Raw genomic sequence first — 15910 nt, 5'->3', positions numbered from 1 at the left:
TTGGCCTTCTATTTCGATACCCATCATCGTGATGAAATAAAGCTTATTATTCATGTTGATAATGAATACTTCGTGCTAACAATTTTATTTATGAATACCATTAAACTTGTATGTGAATTCATAAATTTGAACTGGATCACGCTTTATTTAATTCGCGATTTCTAATTTAGTTCATCGCTGTGGTCGTCGTTGGCTACCTCTCTCTCCGTCAATTGTTTCATTACCATTCCTTTCCACAATTAGCTTCGCTGGTGTAGCACGTTTATCTTGTGCATCCAGTTCTCGACTTATTTCAGCTATTCAACTTTCATAACTGGAAGGTTAGTTTCCAAGTTTGCTGGGTGAGCTTTCAATCCCAACTCCCCATAATGCGCCAAATGTAACAATGTATTTCAAAGTGTAACAATTAAGTCATAATTTTTGTGTGGTTTTAACCGTGCTGTAATGTTTTCACCAAGCAAAATCAGGCTCAATTCGGCTTCCCTTTGAGATGCAGCGTTTCACATGCTCAACACATAAATATTCTAATGACCATGATAACCAGTACTCGGACGTTCGATTTGAGACTGGATAACCATCGAGAAAGTTAATGGAAGCTTCAAGATATAAACGCATTTTATCGAGAGCAAACCTGTCGAGGATTGGTTTGGTGGCAACTGCCCTGATGCTCGAAGGATGCAACTCCGCATTGCTCGACCCTAAAGGTAGTGTTGGCGTTCAGGAAAAAGAGCTGATTATTACTGCTTTGCTTCTGATGCTGATTGTCGTTATCCCTGTGATCCTAATGACGGTCTACTTTGCTTATAGATACCGCGAAACCAATACCACGGAAGAGTATGCACCTGACTGGGCGCACTCGACCAAGATTGAAATCGTAGTATGGACGATTCCAATCATCATTATTGCGATTCTTGCGACCATCACTTGGCGTTCAACACACGAACTAGAGCCATCTAAGCCTCTAGAGAGTGATGTACAGCCAATGGTGATTGAAGTGGTATCGCTGGACTGGAAATGGCTGTTCATCTACCCGGAACAACACATTGCAACGGTTAACTACGTGGCGTTCCCGAAAGATGTACCTGTTACGTTTAGGCTGACTTCAGACAACATCATGAACGCGTTCTTTATCCCGCGTCTTGGTTCGCAGATCTACGCGATGCCGGGAATGGTGACCAAGTTGAACTTGATTGCAAACCACGAAGGTGACTTCAAAGGTTTTGCGTCGAACTACAGTGGCGAAGGTTTCTCTCAGATGAAATTCACCGCATCAGCACTGCCTGATCAAGTGGCATTTTTAAACTGGGTGGAGACGGTGAAGGCAAGCCCTGATCGCATTGAAGATTGGGAGCAGTTCCGTTCACTGGCAGCGCCAAGTGTCGCTGAACCTGTGACGCTGTTTTCTAGTGTCCCACCATTTTTGTTCACTGATGTTGTGACCCAGCACCCTGGTTCAATGAACTGTTTGCCGGAAAACCAAGGATAATCGTAATGTTTGGAAGATTAACTCTAGAGTCCATTCCCTACCACGAACCTATTATCGTCGTGACACTTGCGGTGATTGCGCTGGTTGGTTTGGCTGTTGTTGCTGCGGTAACGAAAGCTGGGAAATGGCAATACTTATGGAATGAATGGTTTACTTCAGTAGACCACAAAAAACTGGGCTTCATGTACATTGCCGTTGCAATGATCATGTTGATTCGTGGTTTTGCCGATGCGGTAATGATGCGTAGTCAGCAGTTGCTATCCGCTGCTGGCGAGAGCGGTTACTTACCACCGCATCACTATGATCAGATCTTCACCGCTCACGGTGTGATCATGATTTTCTTTGTAGCGATGCCGCTGGTTATTGGTTTGATGAACATCATCGTACCGCTGCAAATCGGTGCTCGTGATGTCGCGTTCCCTTATCTAAACAACCTGAGTTTCTGGTTGTTTGTAGTGGGCGTGATCCTAACCAATATGTCACTAGGCCTTGGTGAATTTGGCCGTACAGGTTGGCTGGCTTATCCGCCACTATCAGGTATTGAGGCAAGCCCTGGAGTCGGGGTCGATTATTGGATATGGGCGCTGCAAATATCTGGTGTCGGTACAACGCTAACGGGCGTGAACTTCTTCGCGACCATTCTGCGCATGCGTACTCCGTCTATGCCAATGATGAAGATGCCTGTGTTCACGTGGGCGTCTCTGTGTGCCAACATTCTGATCATCATCTCTTTCCCGATCCTAACGGTAACCATCGCGCTACTGACGCTGGATAGATACATCGGCACGCACTTCTTCACCAATGATCTTGGTGGCAACGTGATGATGTATGTGAACCTGATTTGGGCATGGGGACACCCAGAGGTGTACATCCTAATCTTGCCTATCTTCGGTGTGTTCTCTGAAGTGACAGCAACGTTCGCACGTAAAAAGCTATTTGGTTACACCTCACTGGTTTGGGCAACGGTTGCAATCACTATCCTTGCGTTTGTCGTTTGGCTGCACCACTTCTTCACTATGGGTTCTGGCGCGAATGTGAATGCTTTCTTTGGTATCGCAACCATGATTATCTCTATCCCGACCGGGGTTAAGATTTTCAACTGGCTGTTCACCATGTACAAAGGCCGCATCCGTTTCACAACACCTATGCTGTGGACTGTTGGTTTCCTTATCACTTTCACCGTTGGTGGTATGACGGGCGTACTAATGGCAGTACCGGGTGCAGACTTCATTCTGCATAACTCAGTATTCCTGATTGCTCACTTCCACAACGTGATCATCGGTGGCGTAGTATTCGGTTGTTTTGCGGCGATTGGCTACTGGTTCCCGAAAGCGACAGGTTTCACTCTGAACGAAGTTTGGGGTAAACGTGCGTTCTACTGCTGGATCATCGGCTTCTTGATGGCGTTCTTACCACTTTACGCTCTTGGTTTCATGGGCATGACGCGTCGTTTGAGCCAAGATATTAACCCTGAATTCTTACCTCTACTGGCTGTTGCGGCTGCAGGAACTGGTGTGATTGCTATGGGTGTTGTGTGTCAGTTTGTTCAGTTCTTCGTGAGTGTTCGTGACCGTGACCAAAACCGCGACCTTACTGGTGACCCGTGGGGCGGACGTACTTTTGAATGGGCAACGTCTTCACCACCGCCGTTCTACAACTTTGCAAAACTGCCTAAGGGCGATGAGCTAGATGCGTTCTGGTATCAAAAGCAAAGCGGCGAGTTCGATCCAACTAAGGAAGAAGAATACGAACGTATTCATATGCCGAAGAACACACCGACAGGTATTTATGTATCTGCATGGGCGTTGGTATTTGGTTTCGCAATGATCTGGTACATCTGGTGGCTAGCGGCGGCAAGCCTGGTTGGTATTGTTGTGACGTGTATTCAACACAGCTACAACGACGATGTTGACTACTACGTGGAAGTTGAAGAGATCAAAGCGATTGAAGCGGCTCGACGTGCACAGTTAGCAGAAGCGAAAAAACAGTCGGTGGGTGAAAACAGCGCTGACGGTGATAACAACACAAATAAAGATGATTTGGAGACGACGTATGCAAGCTAATACTCCGTCGCACACTTACGATCTTGCACACTCGCATGATCATCACCATGACTCAGCGGGCAACAAGCTGTTTGGCTTCTGGGTTTACTTGATGAGTGACTGTGTGCTGTTTGCCACGCTTTTCGCGACTTATGCCGTTTTAGAAAGTGGCTCTATTGCAGGACCAACGGGTAAAGACATCTTCGAACTTCCGTTCGTGTTTGTGGAAACCATGATGCTGCTGTTCAGTAGTATCACTTTCGGTTTTGGCATGATCGCAATGAAACGCCAAGATGTTGCTGGTCTGAAAAAGTGGCTAAAAGTAACGTTTCTGCTGGGTTTAGCCTTTATCTGTATGGAAGTGTATGAATTCCATCACTTGATTGCTGAAGGTTATGGCCCTCAAGAGAGTGCGTTCCTATCTGCGTTCTTTACCTTAGTTGGCACACACGGCTTGCACGTAACGTTTGGTCTTATTTGGATGGCAGTGGCGTATCACCAGCTTTCCACTAAAGGCTTGAACGACAATATGTCTATGCGCTTTCAGTGCTTGAGCTTGTTCTGGCACTTCCTAGATATCGTTTGGATTTGTGTATTTACCATCGTGTACTTAATGGGGGTGATGTAATGGAACAGCATCTAGACAGTGGCGCAAAAGATTACGTGATTGGCTTTGTTGCATCACTGATTCTGACCATTATTCCGTTCTATGTTGTGTGGGCGCATGCGCTTCCAAGTACTGAGACTTACGTAGTTCTGTTTGGCTGTGCGCTAGTGCAGATCTTCGTACACTTTAAGTACTTCCTACATATGGAAGTGAAAACAACCGATGGTCAGTGGAACTTAGTATCACTGATGTTTACAGCCATTGTTGTATTGATCCTGATCGCTGGCTCGGTGTGGATCATCTACAACATGAACGTCAACATGAAGTTGTAGGCTAGGGTATGCTGAAAAGTTATTTGTCTATTACCAAACCGGGCATCATTTTCGGCAACCTGATTTCTGTTGCGGCGGGGTTCTTCCTTGCCGCAAAGACAGAACCAGCCAGTGCGATGTTGTTACTGACAACATTGGCGGGTGTGGGGCTTGTGATTGCATCAGGTTGTGTGGTGAATAACATTTTTGATCGCGATATTGATCAAAAAATGAAACGCACTCAGAACCGAGAGTTGGTTCAGGGCAACATCAATACTGATGTCGCATTCATCTATGCGTTGGTCATGTTGCTAGCTGGTACGGCGCTACTGTTCCAATACGTTAATCCGATGTCTGCGGTAGTGGTGTTGCTAGGCTACGTGTTTTACGTCTTTTTCTACACCATGTGGTACAAGCGTAATTCGGTGTATGGCACGCTCGTAGGCAGCATCTCTGGCGCGGTTCCTCCATTGGTTGGCTACCTTGGCGTGACTAACTACCTGAGCTTAGAAGCCGTTCTATTGTTCATCATGTTCTGTTTATGGCAGATGCCGCACTCGTATGCGATTGCGATGTTCCGCATTCAAGACTACCGAGATGCAGGTATCCCTGTACTGCCGGTAAAAGAGGGTGTCGATAAGGCTCACAAACATATGAAAGCGTACGTGGTTGCTTTTGGCGCGGTTGCTCTCGGGCTGTTCTTGCTCGGAGAAGCGGGCTACGAATACCTAGCGGTGTCGGCGGCAGTATGCTTTATGTGGACCAAGGTGACATTCCGTAAGGTGGATTGCGCCAACTACATCCAATGGTCAAAGACGGTCTTTAAAGTCTCTCTGCTGGTGGTGATGAGCATCAGTGGTGTGTTGGGGCTGGAGTTGATTCCGTTACCTTTTTCGTAAGATAAATCGCGAGTATGACAAAAGCCGAGCTATATTGAATAGCTCGGTTTTTCTTTTTTTAGCTTATTGCTTATTGATCAGCGCTAATCGTTTGGCGAGCACTTAATATCTGTAATTTCTAACATGTTCTATGGAAAGGTGAGTAGCTATCGACCATGGTTAAGGAGCAATTGAACTTGCGATTTCCATTGGCAACATTGAGTAGAACTTTGTTATAGACACCATTAACGCTATTTATATCGACATAACCAAAGCTCTCATAGGTTGAGTCGTATGAGTAGTCTCGATTGTCGCCAAGAACAAATAGCTTTCCTTCTGGTACATGCCAAGTAATATTGTTTTCAAGTATGTTTGAATCTTCTTTGAGATACCTAACATTATATTGGCTATTACCTATTTGTTCTTTTATATAAACAAACCCATTTTCTTTTTTAGTTATACCATGGGATAATTTATTATCATTGATATAAAGATCACCATTGTCTAATGTGACAGTATCTCCAGGTATTCCAATCACTCTCTTTCTGAAGGTTATATTTTCACTTCGATGTTTAGGAGGGTGTCGAAAACGAATGACATCGCCATACTCTGGTGTATATCGCCCCGGTCGAACGCCACTTACCGTTGTCCAGTATTTACCTTCAAAGGTTGGCGCCATACTTAATCCTGTATTAGTATTGATTGAGCTAGAGAAAAAGTAAAATAGCACGAATATCCATAACGCAAGTGAAGTTGATATTGATAGAAGTAACTTAAAGCTCTTCATAACGGTTTCTCCTGCTGCAGTACTTCTCGGCAAGCATGGTAATACTGTAGTTTGCGGCAACAAATGAGCAGTAAAATAGCCCTAAAACGACAATGATTTCAATGATGTCATTGAAGCCACCATTGAATAGGTTTTTACAGAGTGAGTAATAGAGGAATAAGCTTAAGCTTAGAAAAATCGCAGCTATTGCCAGCAGAATCCATTCTACCTTTGATAAATTACGGTTCATTAATTTTACACCATAAAGAATAAAATAACAGGTAACGCAAGCAGTCGGCTAAATATTTTTAAAGGTCGATACCAATAAAAAGGAAGACGATGTACTAAGCTGTTTGATTTATAATTAAGGTGATAAAGCTCATCAATAAATGATCTTTTTATAGTGTCTATCACGGTTAAGCCTAATTGTATTTTTATTTGGAATAGTATTGTGGCAACAAAATCTGACATTTTCTGTCTAAAACAACAAAAATTACTAAATTTAATGTTATCGAGTAGTATTTAGAACGCTATTGTTCGTTGTTATGTATTTGTGTTTCTTATAACTTGCTGATGTTGTATTTATAATGGTGTTTTAATATTGGAGGATCCAATCTTGAACTTCATATGTGGTGGTGTTTGAACTTAATGTGCATAAACGTTCATTGCGTGTTTAATATCTTGTATTACATCAGTACGTAGCTGCTTTGGCTTTAGAATTTCAACGCAATCGGCATTGTTAATAAGCCATCTTTTGAAATCGACGCTATCCTGAGCTTGGGCTTTTACGATGTAGTGGTTTTGAGCTGTCTCTTCTATATTTTGACATTCACTGAGTTTGTACTCGTCGACAAATCGGTTTTTGCCATAAGTATCTCTTGTCATTTTTAAAAGCACTTCACAGGTTTCACCACCGTTGACCTTTTTACCATTGTTTGTTGAGAGGTAAGTTGTGAGGCAAAAATTCTCTTGATTACCCATAGAGAAGTTCTGACCTGAGTGAAGCTCAACATGGCTAATGTTATGCACAGTGTAGGTGCGATATTTACCGGGCATCGAACTGCTCTCAGCATTTTTTTTATAACGCTCTAATCCAACGAGGTAAAAGGCTTTTTGGTAAACGAAAGAGGCATAAGGGTCGACTTCGCAACGGCTTCCTTCATATTCAAATGAGACCACTTTACGATTTTCTAGCGCACTCTCGAGCTTACTTAGCACTGTGTAATCGGCCTTGGGAGCAACAACATCGTAACTGCTGACCTGTATTTTAAAAGGTGCCGAGTTTGATACGTTATTTGCTCTGGAAAGCAGTGTTAACGCTTCACTTAGTTTCGTTCCTGCGGACGGCAGTATACGTTCAAGTACTTGGCTACCTATGATACCTAGGATTGAGATAGATTCATTCAACCCTGGGTTCACATTGAACTCTGCGCCCTCTTTTACTTTATAGCGAGCCTTTGATGCGATTCCTTCTCGAACCAGAAGATCATTGTGTCCGTTTGGTCCGTCACCCTGAGCCCCATGATACTTGTATATCGAATCTAAGATGCGTTCTGCCCACTTTTGTTGGGCTTCTTTAGAGGTACCTCCACGGTAGTAAAAAGGCTCTTTTCGCACATCATCTAGGTACTCTTTTGACGTTATTCCTTGCTCTTTGGTTGAAAGTAAATTGAGGCAATGTAAGTAACAATAAAAATCACCGAACGCTTTTGCTGACACGTTATTCCTCCATCTCTAATTGATATTTATCGTATTTAATCACAAATTTATTTCACAGAATGGCAGAAAATCACACTTTTCATGTGGGATTAGATGAAACAGTTCATTTTTACGTCAGTTTTATCGCGTATTTTGTAACTGTTTGTAATGAGTGTGTTTTTTGAACGGAAATTACAAGGTTATCGGTAAAATTGAATCATTGCTCCCATAAATAAATGGTTGGTTGGATTGCCACTTTTTAATAATTGTGATTTGTTTTTTGTGGCTATTGAAGTCGGGTGCGAGAACAACTTGATTAAGAGTGCATTTTTAGAGGAAGGAGTCGATTAACTGTGTATTTTTAAAGGAGAGATATGCTGTTTCTTAGTTTGTTGAATTTTGAGAGTCATGCGCTGCTGCAATAAAAATACCCCGACGAGCGGGGTATTTTTGTTTGTCTTCTATTCAACTCTTACGCATAGCTTGTTTACCAAGCACCTAGGTAAGACTTGTAAGATTGTAGGCGAACTGTTGCTGCGCCAATCACGTCAATGAAGCCCCAGAAAGGATGCGGCTTCTCCGCTGAAATCCAAGCCGCGCCAGCGGCACCGATAGGAATGTTGTAGCCTTCTGGTTCAAAGATTTCTAGCACTACCGTACGACCTAAACCATTGCTGTTTTGAGCGACGTGCTGACCAACACTTTGTGGGCCTTGCAGTGGTGAAATACTTGATTCACCAGTACCTGCCGTAAAGCTGTGTACTTTGGCACGGAACACGTGACCCGGATATGCATCGACAAAGAATTCCGCAAAATCGCCCACTTGCACGTAACCGTAAGTCTGGTCTGAGATACGCATCTCTAAGAACTTTTTGCTGGTGTTGTACAGGTGCATGTTGCCCATGACAGAGCCTTCAGCAATGTTCACAATCGATACTTGCCCATCAAACTCTGCTCGCACTGTTTTCTTCTCTTGCGCCCAATTCACTTTCTGTAAATCGGCTTTCAGTGAAGCCAGTTCTGCGTGCATCACGCGAAGATCTGAGTGGTACTTTTCAACATCACGAGCATTGAAGATCTCAGGCGACGTTTCTGCACGCTCTAAATCACGCGTCATCTGTTTGATCTGCTCTTCTTTCTGAACGATTGAAGATTCGATCTTCGCTTTGTCTGCTGCTGAGTCGATATCGACAAGTGTGTAGATCACGTCGCCTTTCTTTACCAATTGGTTGTGGTCAACGAACACTTCATCAATTTGCTGGCCGAAGATCGGTGACATTACTGCATGCGGCGCTTTTACCGTTGATGAGTTGGTCATATCTACCGGAGCCCAGAGACGAGAAACAATCGCCAATAGGCCTAGAATCACCACGCCACCAATCGCGGCCCAAGTGTAGTTCTTAATTGTTTTCTTTAGTGCGCCAGTCGCAAACAGGGACCATACAATCAGAATGTATGGGATCATCATCTCTTTCATTATGCGGCCTCTTTTCCAGTTGCTGTCTGCTCAGACTTAGTTTCTTCTGCTTGTTCACTATCGGACTTTTGAAGCTTCGGTTGAATACCACGGCGAATGACATCACTGATCGATTGACCGATGTGTTTCCAGTTAGCGAGAGCAATGACTAGAGCGATAACCCAGAACGTCTTGTTAATGAATAAGCCACAAAGCGAGAGTGCAAATACAATCTGTACATGGGCACTTTTGTGCTCTTTCGCCTTGTGCACACCGAGCTCATGGATTTGCCACATACCGTAGATAGCAGCGAATACAACCGCGAGAGTTACGGAGAACAAGTAACCGGAGAAGTACTCGCTTTGGAAGAAGTTCATCATCATTTCGTTCGGGTGGTTATTGAACTGAGAAAGGTCGATGTCTTTGGAGTGAATTGTACCCATAGGAGCAAGCGCCCAAGCACCAGCAAACATCAGGGCCATAAATAGGCAGAATTTGACGAGAACCATCACGACGGCCCCAACTTTCTGCAGAACAATTTTAAGAATTTTCATATCTCAACCTAAATAATAAGGAGAGAGAAAGTGCAGTCTTGGTACAAGACTTTTAGATGACATCTGCAAGAGGTGTTGAATACCAGTGAGCGATACCGCCGACTGAAATCAAAAGTATTGGATGACAATTAAAAATCGCTTTGCCCAAAGAGACAACGCATTCTCGCGAAAACAGTGCTAAAAACACCGAGCGAAATCATTCTTAAACTAGAGTCAACCATTGCGAAGTTCGGTTGTTACAGTAGCTTTTTGCGCCGTCGTCCATGGTGCTTGCAACACTGTTATCTACACATTTTTAGGTTTTCTATGTCGGTCAAGAATTGATTTGTAGGGGAAATAATAGGAAGTGTGAAGGGCGCTATCTACCCAGTATGGCGATATTGAACTATCGTAATTACGATAGGTTTAAGGGGTATTAGAACGGTAAGTGGATTTATTTGAACGGGCTCAAACTCGGCTTATAAAATATGTCTACTAAATTAGCCTGGATCATAGAATCGGTTATAAAAGTATCAATAAGTCTGAAAAAAAATATTGGATACTCCGAATAGTCTAGGGTGGGGTTTGGGTAGATTAAGCTATTCTGGCACTACGAATAGCGTTGGATTCCCAATCTGACGAATGTGGCAGCTATTCGTCACAGTGAGTTGTTCTTATATTTCTGCTCTTTACCACATGCTGCTCCATTCTCAGTTTGGACTAACGAGCGATAATTGACCGTTCCATTCTATCGGTTTTACGATAAGATAATTCAATCTATCGCCTATTGAGTAAAGAATCATGAGTAATGACATTCCGAACTTTAACTTGTTAGCTGTATTTTCTGCGGTGATGGAGCAGGGCAGTTTGAGCAAAGCAGCCGATCACTTGAATACCAACCAATCGACAATAAGTACCTCCTTGGCGCGGTTGAAGAAGGAAGTTGATCAAGAGTTGTTTGTGCGCAAGGGACGGGGAGTGGTCCCAACTGCTTATTCGCAAAGCCTGTACGAGAAGATCAAAGCACCGATACAAGAACTCAACGGCGTTTTCCAAGGCATGGCATCGTTTGACGAAATGACGGCGGAGCGCAAGTTCGCGGTGTCGATTCCAGAGCACTTACAATGGTTACTGTTGAATCGGTTCTTGGAATTACCAAACCAAGGCCTTTCGTTAGAGGTGTATGATCAAGCGGATTCGGACGATCAAGTACATGAAGATCTGCTGACGCAAAAGTTTGATGCGATGATCGATATCGTATTGCCAGAACACCCGAGCACGGTGAGTGAGAAGCTATACGAGAGTGAGGTAGTGATCATCTGCCGAAACGGTCACCCTAGAATCAAAGGTGAGCTCACGCTTGATCAATACTTGAGTGAGAAGCATGCCGTGCTTGATCGAACGCGCCGACAAGTGAGAAGCCTCAATCACTACACATCACTGGATTTGTCTCAGCGGAAGATCATGATCCATGGCAGTTCTCTGTTCAGCAATTTATTACTGTGCAGTCAATCCGATTGCATTACAGTAGCCCCCCTTTCTATGGCGATTCAGTTCAAAGAGCGCCTCGATTTACAAATTTTCAAGCCTCCTTTTGATTGTGAGCCTATTCCTCATCACCTGATCTGGCTAAAAAAACAGAATAATGATCCCGCGCATAAGTGGCTCCGAGAGCAGGTTATTAATACGGTAGAAGAGATGTCAAAGGTGTTAAACAGCTGGAAGGCTTCATACTAGCGTTACCTGCTACTTTTACATTCTCTTCAAGCTTAACCATTCATAACAAAAAATTATCACATTGAGAATTTATGATAATTTCCTTTATTTGTAGCCAACTCGTATATTGACCCCATCAGGTAAGTGGATGGTCTCCACTTCAATTATATCGGCCTGCGTCACTGGGCTAAAAAGGGTGAAATATGAAATTCCTACACACAATGATCCGAGTTGCTGATTTAGATAAGTCTATTGAGTTCTACACCAAAGTTTTGGGTATGAAAGAACTTGAGCGCCACGTAAATAACGATTACCGCTACACCTTGGTTTTTGTTGGTTACGAGCAAGGTGGAACAACTATTGAGTTAACGCATAACTGGGATACCAATGAGTATGAAATGGGCAACGCATTTGGCCATTTAGCATTGGGTGTAGAAGATATTTACGCAGCATGTGACCAGATTAAGTCGCTAGGTGGCAACGTAACTCGCGAAGCGGGCCCAGTAAAAGGTGGTTCTACGCACATCGCATTTATTACTGACCCAGATGGCTACCAAATCGAACTGATTCAACTAGGTTAATCGAGGAAATGACAATGACAAATGCACTATTTCAACCAATTCAACTTGGTAATATCGAGCTTAAAAACCGTATTGTTATGCCTCCGATGACACGCTCTCGTGCAACGCAACCTGGTAACTCAGCAAACGATATGATGGCGACTTACTACGCTCAACGCGCTACGGCAGGTCTGATTATTGCTGAAGGTACACAAATCTCACCAATGGGTCAGGGTTATGCTTGGACACCTGGTATCTATTCTGACGAGCAGATCGCTGGCTGGAAAAAGGTAACGGACGCAGTACATGAAAAAGACGGTGTAATCTTCGCTCAGCTTTGGCATGTAGGCCGCGTGACGCATCCAGATAACATTGGCGGTGAGCAACCTATTTCATCTTCTGCATTGAAAGCAGAAAATGTAAAAGTATTCATCGACAACGGTACTGATGAACCGGGTTTTGTAGACGTTGTTGAACCTCGAGAGATGACCAAAGAAGACATCAAAGAAGTGGTTGAACAGTATCGTCAAGCAGCACTTAATGCGATCGAAGCTGGCTTTGATGGCATTGAACTTCACGCGGCAAATGGCTACCTGATTAACCAGTTCATCGACTCAGAAGCAAACAACCGTACTGACGAATACGGTGGCTCTATCGAGAACCGCCTACGCTTCTTAGGTGAAGTGGTCGAAGCTATGGTTGAAGCGATTGGTGCTGACCGTGTTGGTGTTCGTCTTGCACCGTTTACCTCATTGAATGGTACCGTTGATGCAACGCCAGTTGAAACGTACACAGCGGCAGCAGCGTTACTTAACCTATACAAGATTGTTTACCTACACATCGCAGAAGTTGACTGGGACGATGCACCAGAAACGCCAAAAGCGTTTAAAGCAGCTGTTCGTGAAGCTTATGATGGTGTACTGATTTACGCAGGTAAATATGACAGCGAGCGCGGTGAAAAAGCGGTGGCTGAAGGTGTAACGGACATGGTTGGTTTTGGTCGTCCATTCGTTGCTAACCCTGATTTACCAGCTCGTATTCAAAATGGTTACCCGCTAGCGGCGCACGATCCAAATACACTGTTTGGTGGTGCTGAAAAAGGCTTAACAGACTACCCAGCATACGCAGGCTAAAAACAGCTGCTTGAAGCAGAGTATTGAGATAGTATCTTGATCCTGTTGAATGTTTATAAAAAGCAACCTGGCAGAGTCGGGTTGCTTTTTTCGTTATTGGACCGAATAAAATGATGAACGTGAAAGCGATGCGTGGGGAATTGTATCTCCTATTTGCCACCCTGTTAGCCGGGGTCGGATGGATTGCATCTAAGCTGGTGGTATTAGAAATGCCAGGACCAGTGTTCATTGGTGTGCGGTTTGTTGTGGCAAGCCTGATTCTACTTCCGTTTTGTATTCACCATATTCGCAAGCTCTCTTTTAAGCAGATTCTATCTCTTTGCGGAGTGGGTTTACTGCTATCGGCTTCATTACAGGTGTGGGTATTTGCGGTTTCGGTGACAGAGACTTTATCTGAAGGGGCATTTATCATGAGCCTCGCGATGATCATTGCGCCATTTGTCTCTTGGGTGCTGTTTCGAGTCAAACCTAATCGCGCCTTTTGGATGTCATTTCCGATTGCGATAATTGGTATGTTGTTGCTCACTTTGACCAACGGTTGGCACGTCGAACAAAGTCAGCTCTACTTCTTATTGGCTTCTATGTTGCTGTCCATTCACTTTGTAATGAATAAGCGTGTGATCACCAACATTAAGCCCATCGCGTCAATCTGTGTGCAGCTATTTATTGTGGGTGTGAGCGGTTTAGCGTTCGCTTCAATGACGGTTCAACCTGAGTTCGAGATTACTAAAACCTTGGTTTTCTGGTTTATTGTTTCAGCGGTTGTGGCGACTTCTATTCGTTACTTATTGCAAACGGTAGGGCAGCACTCTGTGAATATGGAAGTGGCGGCGCTGATCATGATTCTAGAGCCGGTTTGGACACTATTACTCAGCGTGAGTATGTTGGGTGAAACCGTTGAGATGCAAAAGCTATTGGGTGGAGCGGTGATCATTGCGTCCCTGTTTTGCTACATTAAGTGGTCACGAAAATAAGAAAACCCTCGCCTGTGGCGAGGGTCTATTGAACTAGGGTACTGAGTGGTCGTTGCTGAGTTAGCTCCAAGCTAAATAGCCGCGACCATTTTCTTAAGCAAGCCGATCATCTGTTGCTGCTCATCAGCATCTAATGCGCTCATCAACTCTTTGTTTACGCGAGCGGGTACTGGAATGATATCTTTTTCTAGCTCCTTGCCCTTTTCTGTAAGATAAATTCGGAAAGAGCGACGGCTGTTTGGATCCGCTCTTCGTTCGACAAGATCAAGCTTTTCCAATTTATCTAATGTGCGTGTTGTTGTTGAATTTTCTACTTTTGACTTCGCGGCGATATCACGTTGTGTCAGTCCTTCTTCTTCCCAAAGGCACATCAAGGTCGGCCATAATGCGATGGTCAGTCCATACTTTTTCAATTCTACATCGAAATCTTTGCTCGCCTTATTAGCGACGACATTTACTAACCAACCAAAGCTATTTGGTCTGTCAAATTCTTCTGGCATTGCTTGTTACCTAACTCTTTATGACATAACAACTATTGTCATCGTAACTAATACCGATGCAATTAGCACCAACAATGCTTTGCTATTTGATGAAAAAGCTAATTGAGTGCCACTTTCGAAACTTTCCACTGACGGGCTGTGGTTCTGTTTGCCTGTGATCATGGCTAACACCAGTGGTTTTGAACGTAGCTTGTAAGTCATGATTGCCAATAGGTGCAGAACGACGCAGACCACTAACATACGCGCTGCAATACTGTGCACCACACCTGAAACCTCAAATACGCCATCGGTAAGAACGAGTTCCGAGCCCGGGATCGCATCAAAGAAACCTGCAATAACAAGGCCTGTAATACATTGGATGAACAAGGTGGTGATCATACCGATGACCATCCAAGCACCTAATGGATTATGCCCTGGCTTTGGCTGGATTTTCCCTCGTAAATATTGGAAAGCAGAGCGAGGAGAGCTAACAAATTGTGAGAATCGGCTAGTGTCACTTCCAATGGATCCCCAAACCAATCGCCATAAAATTAGGCTAAACAGTGCGAGCCCAAGATAAACATGTGGGCCATTGCCACTAAAACCTGATGCCGCTAAGCCAATGAATAGTAGTGCTTGTAACCAGTGATACAGTCGAGTTGGTAGATCCCAAATTTTCATAGTTCATTTCCCAGTTGTGATTTACGAAGTGAGATTAATTTACACAACAATAGTTGCGTGCGCAACTATTGTTGTGTAAATTAAATGTATCTCATCGATTCGAATTGAAAGATCAGCCAATCAATCAACCAATAAACAGGAGTGACACTATGAAAAAACTGACTATCGCTTTACTTATCGCAGTGCCAATGAGCACTTTTGCCGCCACTGAAGCGGTCGACAATCGCCAACAAGCTTTTAGCTCAATAGAAAAACTTAATAAGCAAGTGTCTTCAGAATTAGGGAATCGAAATATAGATTGGCAAAAGGTTGAGGGATTAAGTGACAACTTGCTAGAGCATGGACTCATACTCACCAACAGTTTTGCTGTGAGTGATAAGGGCGGTAAAGCGAAAGACGCGGTATGGAGCAAGCCTGAGAAATTTAACCAACTGATGTTACAGATGAATCAAGGTTTTATTGAGTTACAGCAAGCCAGCCTTGAACAGGACAAAAGCAACGCTGAGCGGGGTTTAGACTCGGCCAATAATACATGCCGAGCTTGTCACCGTACTTATCGCTCTCGTTGGTAGGTTTTATTTGAGGTTTTA

The 15910-nt window shown here is 43.8% G+C and carries 17 protein-coding genes; 10 read left to right on the top strand and 7 right to left on the bottom strand.

Going from position 1 to position 15910, the window contains the following annotated elements; translation table 11 throughout:
• Window positions 1-589 precede the first annotated feature (589 nt).
• Genes cyoA through cyoE form a run of 5 tightly spaced genes read left to right on the top strand, consistent with a single transcriptional unit; the run spans window position 590 to window position 5345 of the window.
• A complete protein-coding gene (gene cyoA / locus F0228_RS13560) occupies window positions 590-1486 on the top strand; it encodes a ubiquinol oxidase subunit II (protein WP_008221709.1) in 897 nt (298 codons plus the stop codon).
• A 5-nt stretch (window positions 1487-1491) separates the two neighbouring features.
• Window positions 1492-3549 carry a cytochrome o ubiquinol oxidase subunit I gene (gene cyoB, locus F0228_RS13555; protein ID WP_171730134.1) on the top strand — a complete coding sequence of 686 codons (2058 nt, stop codon included), beginning with the start codon at window positions 1492-1494 and terminating at the stop codon, window positions 3547-3549.
• The gene (gene cyoC, locus F0228_RS13550; RefSeq protein ID WP_008221707.1) at window positions 3539-4156 is read left to right on the top strand and encodes a cytochrome o ubiquinol oxidase subunit III; all 618 of its coding nucleotides are present in this window, start codon (window positions 3539-3541) and stop codon (window positions 4154-4156) included. Before cyoB ends, cyoC begins: the two co-directional genes overlap by 11 nt.
• Window positions 4156-4467, top strand: a complete 312-nt coding sequence (cyoD, locus tag F0228_RS13545) for a cytochrome o ubiquinol oxidase subunit IV (RefSeq protein WP_004740018.1) — start codon at window positions 4156-4158, stop codon at window positions 4465-4467. The genes cyoC and cyoD overlap by 1 nt, the downstream gene beginning before the upstream one ends.
• An 8-nt stretch (window positions 4468-4475) precedes the next feature.
• Window positions 4476-5345, top strand: coding sequence for a heme o synthase (gene cyoE, locus F0228_RS13540; protein ID WP_116870266.1), 870 nt, complete (start codon window positions 4476-4478; stop codon window positions 5343-5345).
• A gap of 118 nt (window positions 5346-5463) precedes the next feature.
• On the opposite strand, the gene lepB is transcribed toward cyoE, so the two are convergent.
• From lepB to F0228_RS13515, 5 genes are all read right to left on the bottom strand, one after another.
• Window positions 5464-6111: a signal peptidase I gene (gene lepB / locus F0228_RS13535; protein WP_105059244.1), complete on the bottom strand. Its 648-nt coding sequence runs from the start codon at window positions 6109-6111 to the stop codon at window positions 5464-5466.
• Complete coding sequence (locus F0228_RS13530) at window positions 6098-6340, bottom strand: hypothetical protein (RefSeq protein ID WP_102278326.1); 243 nt, start codon at window positions 6338-6340, stop codon at window positions 6098-6100. The genes lepB and F0228_RS13530 overlap by 14 nt, the downstream gene beginning before the upstream one ends.
• Before the next feature lie 395 nt (window positions 6341-6735).
• Window positions 6736-7809, bottom strand: coding sequence for a WYL domain-containing protein (locus F0228_RS13525; RefSeq protein ID WP_105059245.1), 1074 nt, complete (start codon window positions 7807-7809; stop codon window positions 6736-6738).
• 466 nt (window positions 7810-8275) lie between these two features.
• Entirely contained in the window at window positions 8276-9265 is a 990-nt protein-coding gene (locus tag F0228_RS13520) for a biotin/lipoyl-binding protein (protein WP_105059246.1), read from the bottom strand.
• A complete protein-coding gene (locus F0228_RS13515) occupies window positions 9265-9798 on the bottom strand; it encodes a magnesium transporter (protein WP_105059247.1) in 534 nt (177 codons plus the stop codon). The genes F0228_RS13520 and F0228_RS13515 overlap by 1 nt, the downstream gene beginning before the upstream one ends.
• Window positions 9799-10578: 780 nt before the next feature.
• Between F0228_RS13515 and F0228_RS13510 the strand changes: the two genes are divergently transcribed.
• The 4 genes from F0228_RS13510 to F0228_RS13495 all read left to right on the top strand — a co-directional run bounded on the left by F0228_RS13510 (window position 10579) and on the right by F0228_RS13495 (window position 14160).
• Window positions 10579-11514 (top strand): LysR family transcriptional regulator, encoded by a 936-nt coding sequence (locus F0228_RS13510; RefSeq protein ID WP_116870268.1) that lies wholly within the window; start codon window positions 10579-10581, stop codon window positions 11512-11514.
• A gap of 182 nt (window positions 11515-11696) precedes the next feature.
• On the top strand, window positions 11697-12074 hold the full coding sequence (gloA, locus tag F0228_RS13505; protein ID WP_116870269.1) for a lactoylglutathione lyase: 378 nt from the start codon (window positions 11697-11699) through the stop codon (window positions 12072-12074).
• A gap of 14 nt (window positions 12075-12088) precedes the next feature.
• Complete coding sequence (locus F0228_RS13500; protein WP_061031809.1) at window positions 12089-13186, top strand: alkene reductase; 1098 nt, start codon at window positions 12089-12091, stop codon at window positions 13184-13186.
• 110 nt (window positions 13187-13296) lie between these two features.
• On the top strand, window positions 13297-14160 hold the full coding sequence (locus F0228_RS13495) for a DMT family transporter (RefSeq protein WP_008221696.1): 864 nt from the start codon (window positions 13297-13299) through the stop codon (window positions 14158-14160).
• 71 nt (window positions 14161-14231) lie between these two features.
• Here the strand turns inward: F0228_RS13495 and F0228_RS13490 are convergent, their stop codons facing one another.
• Both F0228_RS13490 and F0228_RS13485 read right to left on the bottom strand, forming a co-directional pair.
• The gene (locus tag F0228_RS13490) at window positions 14232-14660 is read right to left on the bottom strand and encodes a MarR family transcriptional regulator (RefSeq protein WP_004741927.1); all 429 of its coding nucleotides are present in this window, start codon (window positions 14658-14660) and stop codon (window positions 14232-14234) included.
• 18 nt (window positions 14661-14678) lie between these two features.
• Complete coding sequence (locus F0228_RS13485; RefSeq protein WP_171762306.1) at window positions 14679-15320, bottom strand: cytochrome b/b6 domain-containing protein; 642 nt, start codon at window positions 15318-15320, stop codon at window positions 14679-14681.
• Between the two features lie 149 nt (window positions 15321-15469).
• On the opposite strand from F0228_RS13485, the gene F0228_RS13480 reads away from it, so the two are divergent.
• On the top strand, window positions 15470-15892 hold the full coding sequence (locus tag F0228_RS13480) for a cytochrome c (protein WP_116870271.1): 423 nt from the start codon (window positions 15470-15472) through the stop codon (window positions 15890-15892).
• Window positions 15893-15910 lie beyond the last annotated feature (18 nt).

Source organism: Vibrio sp. 99K-1, assembly GCF_013114585.1.
Taxonomy (GTDB): Bacteria; Pseudomonadota; Gammaproteobacteria; order Enterobacterales; family Vibrionaceae; genus Vibrio; species Vibrio chagasii_B.
The sequence above is the reverse complement of the archived record's forward strand: the minus strand, read 5'-3'. Positions and strand labels throughout refer to the sequence as shown.

Coding starts and splice junctions, on each gene's coding strand:
- F0228_RS13485 (WP_171762306.1), bottom strand. CDS start 15,320: ATGAAAATTTGGGATCTACCAACTCGACTGTATCACTGGTTACAAGCA.
- F0228_RS13515 (WP_105059247.1), bottom strand. CDS start 9,798: ATGAAAATTCTTAAAATTGTTCTGCAGAAAGTTGGGGCCGTCGTGATG.
- F0228_RS13530 (WP_102278326.1), bottom strand. CDS start 6,340: ATGAACCGTAATTTATCAAAGGTAGAATGGATTCTGCTGGCAATAGCT.
- gloA (WP_116870269.1), top strand. CDS start 11,697: ATGAAATTCCTACACACAATGATCCGAGTTGCTGATTTAGATAAGTCT.
- cyoC (WP_008221707.1), top strand. CDS start 3,539: ATGCAAGCTAATACTCCGTCGCACACTTACGATCTTGCACACTCGCAT.
- F0228_RS13495 (WP_008221696.1), top strand. CDS start 13,297: ATGATGAACGTGAAAGCGATGCGTGGGGAATTGTATCTCCTATTTGCC.
- F0228_RS13480 (WP_116870271.1), top strand. CDS start 15,470: ATGAAAAAACTGACTATCGCTTTACTTATCGCAGTGCCAATGAGCACT.
- cyoA (WP_008221709.1), top strand. CDS start 590: ATGGAAGCTTCAAGATATAAACGCATTTTATCGAGAGCAAACCTGTCG.
- F0228_RS13520 (WP_105059246.1), bottom strand. CDS start 9,265: ATGAAAGAGATGATGATCCCATACATTCTGATTGTATGGTCCCTGTTT.
- F0228_RS13510 (WP_116870268.1), top strand. CDS start 10,579: ATGAGTAATGACATTCCGAACTTTAACTTGTTAGCTGTATTTTCTGCG.
- cyoD (WP_004740018.1), top strand. CDS start 4,156: ATGGAACAGCATCTAGACAGTGGCGCAAAAGATTACGTGATTGGCTTT.
- cyoB (WP_171730134.1), top strand. CDS start 1,492: ATGTTTGGAAGATTAACTCTAGAGTCCATTCCCTACCACGAACCTATT.
- cyoE (WP_116870266.1), top strand. CDS start 4,476: ATGCTGAAAAGTTATTTGTCTATTACCAAACCGGGCATCATTTTCGGC.
- F0228_RS13490 (WP_004741927.1), bottom strand. CDS start 14,660: ATGCCAGAAGAATTTGACAGACCAAATAGCTTTGGTTGGTTAGTAAAT.
- F0228_RS13500 (WP_061031809.1), top strand. CDS start 12,089: ATGACAAATGCACTATTTCAACCAATTCAACTTGGTAATATCGAGCTT.
- lepB (WP_105059244.1), bottom strand. CDS start 6,111: ATGAAGAGCTTTAAGTTACTTCTATCAATATCAACTTCACTTGCGTTA.